Consider the following 12,375-nt stretch of genomic DNA (forward strand, 5'->3'; position numbering starts at 1 on the left):
CGCCTCCACCAGCGGCTCCAGCACCGCCCATTGCTCATCCGTGAGAACCACTGCCGCCCCTTCACAAAGGCGGCCCAACGCCATCAACGCCGCAGCGTTCAGGCGCTAACGAGGCCTAGCATGCACCATGGACGCCACTTCTCGCAGTCCCGGCCAGGCCGCCTCGAAGCAGCAGCCGGGTATGGCGCTGGCCGTGGTAGCGCGGGTCCGAGAGTTCGATTGTCGGTGTCCATGTCGACATAGGTGTCCGTGTCACGTGGATCACGTTGAGAACGCTTCGAGCAGTTGCAGTTGATCTCACTCCACAATTCCTGCAGCGGCTGGATGAAGCTCGGCTCTTCCGTGTCTCCCGTGCTGCAGGCGGTCATGTATGGTACCGCGGGGAAGGTCGAGAACCTCCTCCCGCGGCCTACGTGGAGAGCGGCTCGCCCGTCGCTGACGCTGCCCGCGGCATCGCCGGGACGAAGGCGAGCCCCGCAAACAAAAAGATGCGACGCACGCATGGTGACGGGCGTCGTCCTCCATTCCTGGTTTATCAGCGCAGATATTCTGGCGCTGGAGTGGGGTTGTCCGTGCGCGAAGCGCGGACGCAGGTGAAGTTGGCCGCGTCGTTCGTATCACCCTGGCCGCTGTAGCGCGCTACGCGTGGATAGGGGCAGAGCGTGCGCGTAGCAGCGATCCCGCTGGCCGGCAGGTCGCCGACGAATTTCGTCGCGGTGACGCGGCGCGGTGCGACGCCCTGTTCCACCCAACGTTGCAAAGACAGCAGCAGATTATGTTCGGGGTCGGCCGGCACCGCTGCAGGCTGCACATTGCCGAACTGGTTGGGACCTGGGCCACCGGAGCAGTGGCCCATGCCGGGCGCGAGGAAGAGGCGGAAATACTGCCCGGTCTTCTGCGATGCACCGCTGTCATCGTCGGCAGGGGAGTCCGGCCCCTGGATCACGCCGGAGATCAAGTCGCCGCCGATGCTTGCGGCCGGCACTTCCTCCTTGCCGCGGTCATGCGCCACCACGCGTTCGTAGTAGCTGATAAAATCCTGGGTTGGCACCAGCGCGTCGGAATAGCCGTGGAAGCCGATCAGCTTGCCGCCGCGATCGCTGAAGCGGCTGAGGTTCGGGTCGTTGGCGTTAAGCACGGCTGCGAGCAGATCATCCAGCAGCCCCATGTCGCGGTCGTAGTCGAAGCTTCTCCAGTCCCAGTTCGGTCCGAAGGCCCAGTAGAAAAGGCCGGAGAATTGCGGAATGTCGCTGGGGACGGTGATCCCTTGCAGCGCCGCCCAGTCGAAGGTGCTGCCGCTCTCGCTACCACGCTTCGGCCCGGCATAGATCAGCCTGCCAGTGCGCGGGTTGCGCGGACCATCATAGATCAGCCGCGCGGCCTCAACCTGTGCCGGCAACAAACACTGTGAGGTGTCCGACGCGTCCTCGGCGCATTGCAGCTCGCCCGGGTCCCAGCGACAAAGGCGCGGGTCGGTCAGGTAGGGATCATTTGGCAGGCCTCCACTGCGGACGGCGCAGGCGCCGAGCACCGCCTTCGTCATGAGGGCCAGCTTGTCCTGGGGGATCAGGCTGTCCGGCGTGCGGTGGGTGACGTCAAAATCCCAAAGAATGTCGGTGTGCAAATGGGTGCGGTTGTTGGCAGGGGCGCCGGCCAGGATGCCGTCGTAGTCCTCCGGAAACTGCTGCGCCTCGTGCAGTGCCTGGCTGCCGCCGGTGGAACAGCCGCTGAAGTAGCTGTATTGCGAGCCCTGGCCGTAATGGGCCTGGAGCACCTCCTTGCCGGCCACGGTCATGAGGTGCGTCGCGCGGTAGCCCCAGTCTATCCACTTCTCCGGCCGGCCAATCAGTGGCTGCCCGTTGAGCGAGGTTGCCGGCGCGGTGCCCATGTCGGTATTCGCAGTGGCGAAGCCGAGCTGCACGCCATTGGCAAGCGCGCCGTAGGAGATGGCACCAGCATAGCCACCGTTGCCGGTGCCGAGATAGCGGCCGTTCCAGGCACCGCCCTGCGGCAGCCAGACCTCCACCTTGATGTCGCTGTCGGGGCTCGGCCGCAGTGTCGCCTGCACGCGGCAGACAGGGGCCGGGATGTCGTAGCTGCCGCCGGTCGGCGCGGCGAAGTTGCCGGCGGGCACCAACGTGGCATCCGTGACGGTACCGTAGGAACCGGGCAGCGTGACGCCGGCCAGCGCGGCGCAATCGGCCGCTCGGGCCATCGTGGGGGCAATCCCGAACGCGGTGCCTGCCAGTAATGCGGCAGCACCGCGCCGGCCGAACCGCGCGTATTCCTTACGTTTCGTGTTCATGTGCGCTTCCTTCCCCTTTGCCCGAGGTCGAAGCGGCGTGGTGCAGCTCCGCAATCCTGGTGTGGCAGTGCCGCACCCTGATCCGCGGCCGAGCTCCGCGAAACATGCTGCAGAATGCGCGCGACCCAGGGAGCTGCGTCAACGACGTGCGCGAACGGTTCACTCAGGCGTGCGCGCTGAAACGCGCATTGAGATTATTACAGCGCGCTCGGCCTGCACTGGTGTCGCAAGTCTTTCGATTCGTCATGGCGGAATGCGGTGAGTAACTGGAAGTGCTTAAATCGAGGCATTGCGGTGTGAAAGTGTTCCACACGTTGTAGCTAGCTTCGACGCGCATCATAGCGCGCCGCACGCGTCTGCAAACGATTGCCTCCCAATCAGAATCTGCTTCGTGCAAGGTCTCACATCACGACGCGACGGGTGCCCCGTCCTGCTTCTCGCCGCGAGCGACAATTGCCAGTGCACCATCGGGCAGTGGCCGTTGCAGGGCGAGTGCCTCCTCGGCCGGGGCGTTCATCCAAAGATCGATCTCTTCCTGCATGGTCAGGATGACCGGCATGGCTTTCGGGTGGATGGAGCCGACTTCGCGGTTTGGGTCGGTGGTGAGGAAGGCAAAGAGATCGTTGGTCGTCTCGCCTTCCTTGAACTTCCGCACCGAGCTCCAGCGCGTCCAGATGCCGGCGAAGCAGGCCAACGGCCGGCTCTCGTCGAGGGCGAACCAGACCGGCGGGCGCGTGCCGTCGGGCAGGACCTCGTGTTCCGAGAAGCTGGTCAAGGGCACGACGCAGCGGTGCTCGACGCCGAGCCAGCGGCGCCAGTGCGGCGACTTGACGTTGCGGACGTTGGTGACGCCCGGGTCGGACTTCTTGCCCTTTAGCGCAAAGGCCGGCGAGGGCATGCCCCAGCGGGCCATGGTCAGCTCGCGGCCCTCGGGCTGATTGCGAACGATCGGCGCGGCATAGTCCGGGAACACCCCCGGCAGCGGCGGCAGGTTGCCGGTCCGGTCGGCCATGGCGCGGGTGAACTCGCGGATGGCCTGCTGGCCCTTGGTGATGCTGTACAGGTTGCACATGGCGTGACCGAGCCTCCTTGCGGGCCAGGGGAGGGCTGTCCGCGGACGATCGGACGGCCCGGGACGCCCGGCAAGTCGGGCATCAGCGAAAGTCCCGGCTGCCGGGCAGCTTGGGCTTCGGGCGCTGGCTGCCGGGCTCGGGGCGGCGCACCTCGTCGGCCCGGCCGAGCGTCTTCTCCACCCAGCCTTGGTCTTGGGTGTCGCCGCCGTCGATCTCGACCAGCCGGCTGAGCAGGTCGGAGCGGTCGACCAGCCGCTCGACGATGAGGTGGGTGATCGGCACCTCGGCCTGCTCGACCTCCCGCTCCACCCGGCCCTCGGCGATCAGCAGCCGCCCCGCGACCAGCGCCGCGCGGTCGCGCGCGGCGATCCGCTCGAAGACCACGAGGTTGGCCACCCCGTGCTCGTCCTCGACGGTGAGAAACACCACCCCCTTGGCCGAGCCCGGGCGCTGGCGGATCAGCACCAGCCCGGGCAGACGGAGCTTGGTCCCGGCGCGGAGGGAGTTCAGCTGCTGGGTGTCGCCGCAGCCCAGCGCCTCCAGGGCTGGCCGCAACAGCGCCAGCGGGTGGCGCCGCAGCGTCAGGCCGGTGGCCAGGTAGTCCTCGACCACCGCCTCGCCCTCGGTCTGCTCCGGCAGGGTGACGGCTGGCTCCGGCACCAGCGGCGCCTGCGCCGCCATGGCGGCCGCCTCGGTCCCGGCGGCGACGGCGAAGAGCGGCAGGTCCTGCGGCCCGCCTGCCACGCCGCGGGCCTCCCAGCCCGCCCGGCGGCGGCTGGCGCCGGTCGCGGCAAAGGCGTCCGCTCCGGCCAAGGCCTCGAGCGCCTGCCGCCCCACGCCAGCCCGCAGGGCGGCCTCCTCGACCGAGGCGAAGGGCGCGCCGTTGCGGGCCCGCCGGGCGGCCAGAATCGACCGCGCCTCGGCCTCCGGCAGACCCGCCACCAGCCGCAGCCCGAGCCGGAGGGCAAGGCCGCCGGTGCTGCCGGCGTGCGGCTCGAGGGTGCTGTCCCAGTCGCTGGCGTTCACGCAGGCCGCCAGGATGGTGACGCAGTGCTCGCGGGCGTCGCGGACGATCTGCGCCGGGGCATAGAAGCCCATCGGCTGGCTGTTCAGCAGGGCGCAGGCAAAGACCGCCGGGTGGTGGCACTTCACCCAGGCCGAGGCATAGACCAGGTGGGCGAAGCTGGCGGCGTGGCTCTCGGGAAAGCCGTAGCCGCCAAAGCCCTCGATCTGCTGGAACACCCGCTCGGCGAAGCCGCGCTCGTAGCCCCGGCGGACCATGCCCTCGACCAGCCGCTCCTGGTGGCGGGTGACGCCGCCCGACAGCTTGAAGGTCGCCATGGCCCGGCGCAGCTGGTCGGCCTCCTCCGGCGTGAAGCCGGCGGCAACGATCGCCAGCCGCATCGCCTGCTCCTGGAAGAGCGGCACGCCGAGGGTCTTGCCCAGCACCCGCTCCAGCTCGTCGGCCGGGCCGTGCTCGGGCGCGGGGGAGGGGTAGCGCACCGGCTCCTCGCCCTGTTTGCGCCGGAGATAGGGGTGGACCATGTCGCCCTGGATCGGCCCGGGCCGGACGATCGCCACCTCGATGACCAGGTCATAGAACCGCTCGGGGCGGAGCCGGGGCAGCATGTTCATCTGCGCCCGGCTCTCGACCTGGAAGACGCCGAGGCTGTCGGCCCGGCGCAGCATGGCGTAGGTGGCCGGGCAGTCGCGCGGCAGGCTGGCCAGGTCGTGCTCGAGACGATGGTGCCGGCGCAGCAGGTCGAAGCTCCGGCGCAGGCAGGACAGCATCCCGAGGCCCAGCACGTCGACCTTGAGGATGCCGAGCGCGTCGATGTCGTCCTTGTCCCATTCGAGGACGGTGCGGCCCTCCATGGCGGCGTTGGTCACCACGGCGAGCTCGATCAGCGGCCCGCGGGTGATGACGAAGCCGCCGACATGGGTGGCGGCATGGCGGGGGAAGTCGAGGATCTCCTCGATCAGCGCCAGCGCCATGGCCAGATGCGGATCGCTGGTGTCGAGCCCCTCGGCCGCGGCGAGCGCCGGCAGCCCCATCTCGTGCCCTGGGCCCCAGCTGCCCTTGGCCAGCCGGGCCGTGACATCCTCCGAGAGGCCCATCGCGCGGCCGACCTCGCGGACGGCGCTGCGGGTGCGGTAGCGGATGACGGTGGCGCAGATCGCCGCCCGCTCGCGGCCGTAGCGGTCGTAGAGGTGCTGGATCACCTCCTCGCGGCGCTCGTGCTCGAAGTCGATGTCGATGTCGGGCGGCTCGCCCCGGCTGGCCGAGACGAAGCGCTCGAACAGCAGGTCGTGCTTGGCCGGGTCGACCGCGGTGATGCCGAGCACGTAGCAGACCGCCGAGTTGGCCGCCGAGCCCCGGCCCTGGCAGAGGATGCCGCGGTCGCGGGCGAAGCGGACGATCTCGTGCACGGTCAGGAAGTAGGGCGCGTAGCCGAGCTCGGCGATCAGCCGCAGCTCGTGGGCGATCCGCCCGGCGATGGCGGGCGGCGTGCCGCCGGGCCAGCGCGCGGCCTGGGCCACGGCGACCCGGTCGGCGAGCGTCTCCAGCGGCGAGCGGCCGGGCTCGAGCACCTCGTCGGGGTATTCGTAGCGCAGCTGGTCAAGCGAGAAGCCGCCGCTGGCCTCGAGCACCGCCAGGCTATTGGCCAGCGCCTCAGGATGGTCGGCAAAGAGCCGGGCCATTTCGGCGGCGGGCTTGAGGTGGCGCTCGGCATTGGCCTCCGCCGCATAGCCCAGGGCATCGACGGTGGTGCGCAGCCGGATGGCGGTGAGCACGTCGGCGAGCCGGCGCCGGTCGGGATGGTGGTAGCGGACATCGCCGGTGGCCAGTAGCCGGGTCGCGGTCTCGGCCGCGAGGCTGGCCAGGATATCGAGCCGGTGCCGGTCGGCGCCGCGGAAGGTGCAACTGGCGGCCAGGAGGAGGGGCAGGGCGAGCCGGCCGCGCAGCGCCGTGGCGTCCCGGCGCAGCTGGGCCGCCCATCCGGCATCGGCCCGCTCGGGCGGGATCGCCGCCAGCACCCAGCCCTCGGCGGCGGCGAGCATGGCGGCGCGGCTGATCCGGCACTCGCCCTTGGGCGCCTGCATGCGGCCGCGCGACAGCAGGGCGGTCAGCCAGCCATAGGCAGCGCGGCTGCCGGGCCAGGCGAGCCACTCGGAGCCGTCGTCGAGCCGGAGACGGCAGCCGACCCGGAAGGGCAGCCCCGCCGCCTTGGCCGCGACATGGCCCCGGACCACGCCGGCGAGGCTGTTCAGGTCGCAGATCCCGAGCCCGGCCAAGCCGAGGGCCTGCGCGGTCTGCACCAGCTCCTCCGGGTGCGAGGCGCCGTGGAGGAAGCTGAAGTTCGATCGCGCGCCCAGCTCGGCGAAGGCAGCCACGGCGGGCCCGCGGGTCAGGTGCTGTGCGGCGGGCGGGGCGGGCGCTTGAGCACCACGAACTGAGCCCGCTCGAGCTGCGCCACGAGTTGCTCGGCGAGCAGGGTGGCCGCCATCTCCCAGGCGGCGCCGCGCCGCGGCCGGCCCCGCTCGTCGAAGCGCAGGCCGTAGGCCAGAGCCGAGGCGAGCTCCGCCTGGTCGACCGGCAGCAAGGGGCCGGTCAGCGGGGCAGGGGCCTCGGCGGCGGTGTCGGGCGGCTCGGGGGAGAGCGATTCGGGCATGGGGCGACGATGCTGAGGCGTGGTGAACGAATCAAGAACAGAATTGTCGCCCAGCATGCCATGTCATGAACTGGGTCATCGCGCGGCGGCCAGTGAGCAACCTGGTTCGGGGCGGCCGCGGGCATGAGGTTGGCACGCGGCGTAGGCTCACCCCATCATGCCCAGCAAGGGGATGTTTTGGGGGAATGTAATGTGGCCTGCTGAGGCGCGCTTCGGGCGACGCCGCCTGCTCACCGCGACCGCCGCGCTGACGCCCATCGCTGCGCGCGCGCAGGACGCCGGTGACTGGCCAAACCGGCCGGTACGCCTCGTCGTGCCGTTCCCGCCCGGCGGGCCGACCGACATCATCGCTCGCCTCTACGCCCAAGCGCTCGGGCCTGTGCTGAAGCAGACCGTACTGGTGGAGAACCGCGCCGGCGGCTCCGGCGTCACCGGCACGGACTACGTGCTGAAGTCCGCCGCGGATGGCTACACTTTCGGCATCATCGACGGCGGCTCGCTCACCATCCTGCCGCACACCCAGCCCAAGATGCCCTACCGCGTACCGGAGGATGTGACACCCATCTCGGTCGTCACCCGCGTGCCGGAGGCGCTGGTGGCGCACCCCAGCCTCGGCGTGAAGAGTCTGCCGGAGCTGCTGGAGCTGGCAAAGCGCCAGCCCGGCAAGCTCAACATCGGCACCGCGGGCGCAGCGGGCATCAGCCACCTGACGGCGTTGGTCTTCCGCGCGCAGACGGGTGCCGCGGTCGAGGTGGTGCCCTATCGCGGTGCCGCACCGGCGGTAACGGACCTGGTCGCCGGGCAGGTCCAGCTGCTGTTTGCTGACCTGCCGCCGCTGTTGCCGCACATCAGGGCCGGGTCCATGACTACCCTTGCCCTCGCCGCGCGGCAGCGCAGCCCGACGCTGCCGGACGTACCGACCACGGGCGAGTTTGGCTTTCCGAAGCTGCTGGCGGAGAACTGGTACTGCGCCGTCGCACCGCGCGGACTGCCCGCGCCGATCGCGGCACGCTTCTCGGCCGCGCTGAAGGAGGCCAGCCAAGTAGCTGGAGTGAAGAACGAACTCGCTGCGCAGGGTGCCGAGGCAACCTGGACCTCACCAGAAGAGATGCTGGCCCTGATGCGCGAGGATTCGGAAAGCTGGCGGCAGGTGGTCGTGACCTCGGGAGTGAAGTCGGAGTAAAGCGCAACGTCACACAGTGGCTTGGCCCGGCACTTGCCGGATGCGACGCGGCGCTGCGATCCAGATCGCAGCTGCGGACACCGCACACAGCACGCCAGCCAGAGCAAAGGCGAGATCGTAGCTGCCAGTCACATCGTGCACCGTACCCGCGACCCAGGGACCGGCGGCTCCGCCCGCTATCATTGCAACGTTGAGCGTGCCAAAGATGATCCCGAAATGCGGTCCCTCAAAAATCTCCAGGACGATGGGCCCCATGACCGAAGTCAACGCATAGCCGAGAAGTCCTTGCGAGAGCACCATCACCCAGAGCAGTCCGGGCGACGGTGAACGTCCGAGCGCGATCAGGGTCGCGTAGCATATCGCAAAGCCGAGGCAGCCGACCGACCAGACCCACTCGCGCCCAACTCGGTCCGAAAGGGCCCCGAGGGCTACCTGCCCTGGAATGGCAACAACAGCGACGATGCCGAGCGCCCAGGCGCCCACGGCAGGGCTGAACCCGACCTCGACCAAATACTTTGTCTGATGGACCTGCACCGCGTACCAGGCGAAGAGCACACAAAAATAGCCGAGTGCAAGCCACCAGAAGCGGCTCGTCCGAACCGCCCTCGCCAGCGTCCAATCGATGGATGCCCATGCGGGATCTACGACATGAGAGGTGCGCCGCTTCCCGCCGGGACCGGTGACATGTGGCGCGCCGTCCGCTAGCAGACCGATGTCTTCCGGACGGCGATGGACCAGCAGGGCCAGCGGGCCGATAACTACCAGCACGAGAAAGCCCATGGCCTGGCATGCTGCCCGCCAACCGTCACGTTCGACCCCTAGCTGAAACCAAGGCAGTAGGACAACCGCGCCGGCGCCAACCCCCGCGAACGCAACACCGATGGCCGTGGCACGCCGGCGGATGAACCAGTTGGGCAAATAGAGCGACTGCACGGTGAAGCCCATGAGATTCGCTCCGACCCCAACAAGCACGCCGAGCGTTCCGTAGAAGTGCCAGGGTGCGCTGATCATCGGCGCCAGGAGCAAGCCCGCTGCCATCATGGCAACACCCATGCCGACGACAATGCGCGGCCCGTTCCGGTCTACTGCCCGCCCGACGAAAGGGCTCAGGACAGCGGAAACGAGAAAGCCAAACGAAAAAGCGCCAGCAACCATTCCTCGCTCCCAGCCGAACTCGTCAAGCAAAGGTGGCAGGAGGAGTGAGAAGGCGGTGCGCGCACTTATCGCCACACCCATGGTGACGAAAGCAACGGCGATGACCACCCAGCCATAATAGAACGGCAGGAGTGGTGCGAGGCGGCGAGCGAGGTTCATCTCGACCGACAGTAGCGGTTGCGGTCGACCCTGTTGAGAGGAGGCTCGCCATCAGCGCAGTGGCAGCTCAGCCCTTGCAGTTCAGCGCTGCTCACGAGCGTCTCAAACGAAGGCAATGCAGACCTGACAGACCCCGGCCCGACAAGCTATCCGTTTAAACTTCAAGTCGGAGTCGCACTTTCTTTTTGCTAAAATAAATCAACCTATAAGATTATGCAGCTCCTGCTTATTGCGATTAGCGATCGAAAGCAGGATCTAGATGCCCACTTTCTTGCTGTCCCCGATCGCCAGTGGCCTGGCTTCTCCTGCCTGGAAACTCAGCCGCTACAAGGGTTCCTGCCTCGTTGTAGCCCCGGATGTGGAGGCCGCACGCCTCTATGCGAACGGCGCTTTTCTGCTGCCGTTAGAGTCAGTCGTGCCTACCCGTCATACGTCTGACAGACCGTGGACCGATCCGAGGCTCGTCAGTGTGCAGATAACAGATATCTTCCCTGACACCATCGGGTTGAACGGATCGGTGAAACCAATCGATTAGCCGGCAGATACTGCGACCGAGGCCGACAATGGGACTTCCGACAACAGGGAGACGAACGTGCCAACTGACTTCCTGGCTAATGACTTCACCGCCATCGCGCGCGCTATGCAGCAAAGACCACCAGGTGCCGCCTGGGGTGCTTTGCGCCAATGGTGGATGTCCGAAAGCTGGTCGGGCGCAACGTCGCGCGCCTGCGCCGCGATCGCGGCATGACCCAAGAGCAGTTGGCCGAAAAGTCAGGCTTCTCGCAGCAGTATCTCAGCGGCCTCGAGCAAGGGCGCCGCAATCCTACCATCCTGTCTCTTTATGAGCTCGCCCAGGCCTTGGGTACGACGCATGTCGTGCTGGTGGCGTTGGACGACGAGGCGTCGAAAGCTCGAACAAAGAAGTAACGCCTTTGAAGGCGATTTTCAGAATTCGTTGTAGATGCGGTCCGCAACCAAAAATATGCATGCGGCCTGGATCAGGGATTGGACGATATAGCCCAGCCGGTCAAAGCGCAGGGCCAAACGTCGGTTCTCCAGCAGCCAGGCGTTGGTGCCTTCGACCGGCCAGCGGCGTTCGCCAAGCCGTGCTTCGGTAAGCTGCTTGCGGCGGTGGTTGTGCGGCGTCACGCGGAAGCCCCGGCAGAGGACGTGGTTCACCAACCTTGCAGCGGCAAGGTAGCCTGGCTGCAGCGCCGATTGACGATGATCCTTGCTGAGGTACCCATGACTACACGCATTGTCCGTGCCGAGAGTTTCGTTTGCCGCGCGGCCATCAAGACCCCAGTGGTCAACGCCTTCGGCAGCATGACAGAGCGCGTTGCCGTTTTCGTCCGCTTGACCGATAGCGAAGGCTTCGCAGGCTGGGGCGAGATCTGGTCGAACTTCCCGACCATAGGCGCCGAGCATCGTGCTCGGTTGTTCGACGCCTTTATCGCCCCGCGCCTGCTCGACCGCGAGATCGCCGACCCCGCCGCATGGTGGGCGGAGGCCGATCGTGCGTTGCATCTCTGGGGCTTGCAGGCCGGCGAGCCCGGCGCCTTCTCGGCCGCCCTTGCCGGTGCAGATCTCGCGCTGCACGACCTTGCCGCGCGTTGTGCCGGCGTGCCGCTGTGGCGCCACTGGGGCGGCACCCATGCCGAGCCGGTGCCGGTCTATGCTAGCGGCCTCAACCCGGACGCCCAAGCGTTGGCACAGGTCGAGGAGGCCCGCGCCCGCGGATACCGGAACTTCAAGATCAAGATCGGCTTCGGCGAGGCACGCGACCTCGCCACCCTGCGTCCCGTCTTCTCGTCCTTACGCACTGGCGAGCGGGTGATGGTCGACATCAACCAGGGCTGGGATCTGCGGACCGCGATGCACGGCGTCCAAGCGCTCGGCGAGTTTCCGCTGACCTGGATCGAGGAGCCGCTCGCCGCCGATCGTCCCTCCTGGGAATGGGCTCAGGTTTCGGGTGCGAGCAGGGCGCCGCTTGCCGCCGGCGAGAACCTCCGCGGCGCGGCTGCCTACCAGCAGGCGCTCGACGAACACCATCTCGGCTTTGTCCAGCCGGATTGCGCAAAATGGGGCGGTGCGTCAGCGACGCTGCCGGTGGCACGTGCAGTAACTGCCGCGGGTCGGGCCTACTGCCCGCATTTCCTCGCAGGTGGCATTGGCCAACTCGCCTCGCTGCATCTGCTGGCGGCGGTGCGGGGTGACGGCCTTCTCGAGGTCGATGCCAATCCTAATCCTCTCCGCAGCGAAATGATAGATCCTGTGCTGACCGTGCGGGAGGGCATGATGGCACTGCCAGAGGGACCTGGGCTGGGCATTGTACCCGATATGGGACTGTTGCAACGCTATGTCGTTTCACAGACCTCCCGGTATAGTTGAGGGATGATTCAAAGGGGGCAGAAAGGACCGTTTGACGTCGAACTCGGCTGGCCGGTCCTGGGATCAAGTGCTCGGCGCGCACCATCAGGCCATGCTGACAGCGAGTCTCGTCTGGCCGACCGGTAACATGAGGGCTGTCAGCTGGGCAGGAAGTCTCGCAGCTGAACCAGACGGCTCACGTAGGGGGCGCTGCAGGCATAAGGCGACGATGCTGGATCGCATTGAACGACATTGTAACGGAGCCGTCGCCTGACGCCGCTGCCGGCTGGCGCGATGAAGAAGCGTTTGACGCAACCCGAAGAAAGCAGCCATTGGTGCTACATTCGTAAGCGTCCGGTGACGCGGCGATCGACCGTCAGGTTGCCGCGGCGTCTGCGTCGCTTGGCAGGTTCCATGGCAGAAGCTCGGCGACACGGCTGACGGGATGGTCGGCGA

The 12,375-nt window shown here is 67.6% G+C and carries 8 protein-coding genes and 1 pseudogene; 3 read left to right on the forward strand and 6 right to left on the reverse strand.

Annotated features, from left to right (window positions below; genetic code table 11):
* Nucleotides 1–535: 535 nt before the first annotated feature.
* From E2C06_RS32625 to E2C06_RS32640, 4 genes are all read right to left on the reverse strand, one after another.
* Entirely contained in the window at nucleotides 536–2,215 is a 1,680-nt protein-coding gene (locus E2C06_RS32625) for a tannase/feruloyl esterase family alpha/beta hydrolase (protein WP_165982811.1), read from the reverse strand.
* Nucleotides 2,216–2,711: 496 nt separating this feature from the next.
* The gene (locus E2C06_RS32630) at nucleotides 2,712–3,377 is read right to left on the reverse strand and encodes an SOS response-associated peptidase (RefSeq protein ID WP_133292741.1); all 666 of its coding nucleotides are present in this window, start codon (nucleotides 3,375–3,377) and stop codon (nucleotides 2,712–2,714) included.
* 82 nt (nucleotides 3,378–3,459) lie between these two features.
* Nucleotides 3,460–6,774 (reverse strand): error-prone DNA polymerase, encoded by a 3,315-nt coding sequence (locus E2C06_RS32635; RefSeq protein ID WP_133292742.1) that lies wholly within the window; start codon nucleotides 6,772–6,774, stop codon nucleotides 3,460–3,462.
* A 14-nt stretch (nucleotides 6,775–6,788) separates the two neighbouring features.
* A complete protein-coding gene (locus tag E2C06_RS32640; RefSeq protein ID WP_133292743.1) occupies nucleotides 6,789–7,052 on the reverse strand; it encodes a hypothetical protein in 264 nt (87 codons plus the stop codon).
* A gap of 190 nt (nucleotides 7,053–7,242) precedes the next feature.
* On the opposite strand from E2C06_RS32640, the gene E2C06_RS32645 reads away from it, so the two are divergent.
* On the forward strand, nucleotides 7,243–8,235 hold the full coding sequence (locus tag E2C06_RS32645) for a Bug family tripartite tricarboxylate transporter substrate binding protein (protein ID WP_165982812.1): 993 nt from the start codon (nucleotides 7,243–7,245) through the stop codon (nucleotides 8,233–8,235).
* 9 nt (nucleotides 8,236–8,244) lie between these two features.
* Here E2C06_RS32645 and E2C06_RS32650 read toward each other — a convergent pair whose 3' ends face one another.
* Nucleotides 8,245–9,549: an MFS transporter gene (locus E2C06_RS32650; protein ID WP_133292745.1), complete on the reverse strand. Its 1,305-nt coding sequence runs from the start codon at nucleotides 9,547–9,549 to the stop codon at nucleotides 8,245–8,247.
* Nucleotides 9,550–10,233: 684 nt separating this feature from the next.
* On the opposite strand from E2C06_RS32650, the gene E2C06_RS32655 reads away from it, so the two are divergent.
* Nucleotides 10,234–10,476 (forward strand): helix-turn-helix domain-containing protein, encoded by a 243-nt coding sequence (locus E2C06_RS32655; RefSeq protein WP_338324258.1) that lies wholly within the window; start codon nucleotides 10,234–10,236, stop codon nucleotides 10,474–10,476.
* 95 nt (nucleotides 10,477–10,571) lie between these two features.
* On the opposite strand, the pseudogene E2C06_RS41120 reads toward E2C06_RS32655, so the two are convergent.
* Nucleotides 10,572–10,665, reverse strand: a pseudogene (locus E2C06_RS41120) (IS5/IS1182 family transposase); the annotation flags it as partial.
* A 108-nt stretch (nucleotides 10,666–10,773) separates the two neighbouring features.
* Between E2C06_RS41120 and E2C06_RS32665 the strand changes: the two are divergent.
* Nucleotides 10,774–11,940, forward strand: a complete 1,167-nt coding sequence (locus E2C06_RS32665) for a mandelate racemase/muconate lactonizing enzyme family protein (RefSeq protein WP_241671580.1) — start codon at nucleotides 10,774–10,776, stop codon at nucleotides 11,938–11,940.
* Nucleotides 11,941–12,375: the final 435 nt, after the last annotated feature.

The sequence above is a fragment of the Dankookia rubra genome (assembly GCF_004355005.1).
In the GTDB taxonomy this organism is placed as follows: domain Bacteria; phylum Pseudomonadota; class Alphaproteobacteria; order Acetobacterales; family Acetobacteraceae; genus Paracraurococcus; species Paracraurococcus ruber_A.

Bases quoted from the DNA above. Each gene is read 5' to 3' on its own strand.
- E2C06_RS32650 (WP_133292745.1), bottom strand. From the start codon at position 9,549: ATGAACCTCGCTCGCCGCCTCGCACCACTCCTGCCGTTCTATTATGGC.
- E2C06_RS32640 (WP_133292743.1), bottom strand. From the start codon at position 7,052: ATGCCCGAATCGCTCTCCCCCGAGCCGCCCGACACCGCCGCCGAGGCC.
- E2C06_RS32665 (WP_241671580.1), top strand. From the start codon at position 10,774: ATGATCCTTGCTGAGGTACCCATGACTACACGCATTGTCCGTGCCGAG.
- E2C06_RS32655 (WP_338324258.1), top strand. From the start codon at position 10,234: ATGGTGGATGTCCGAAAGCTGGTCGGGCGCAACGTCGCGCGCCTGCGC.
- E2C06_RS32625 (WP_165982811.1), bottom strand. From the start codon at position 2,215: ATGGCCCGAGCGGCCGATTGCGCCGCGCTGGCCGGCGTCACGCTGCCC.
- E2C06_RS32645 (WP_165982812.1), top strand. From the start codon at position 7,243: ATGTGGCCTGCTGAGGCGCGCTTCGGGCGACGCCGCCTGCTCACCGCG.
- E2C06_RS32630 (WP_133292741.1), bottom strand. From the start codon at position 3,377: ATGTGCAACCTGTACAGCATCACCAAGGGCCAGCAGGCCATCCGCGAG.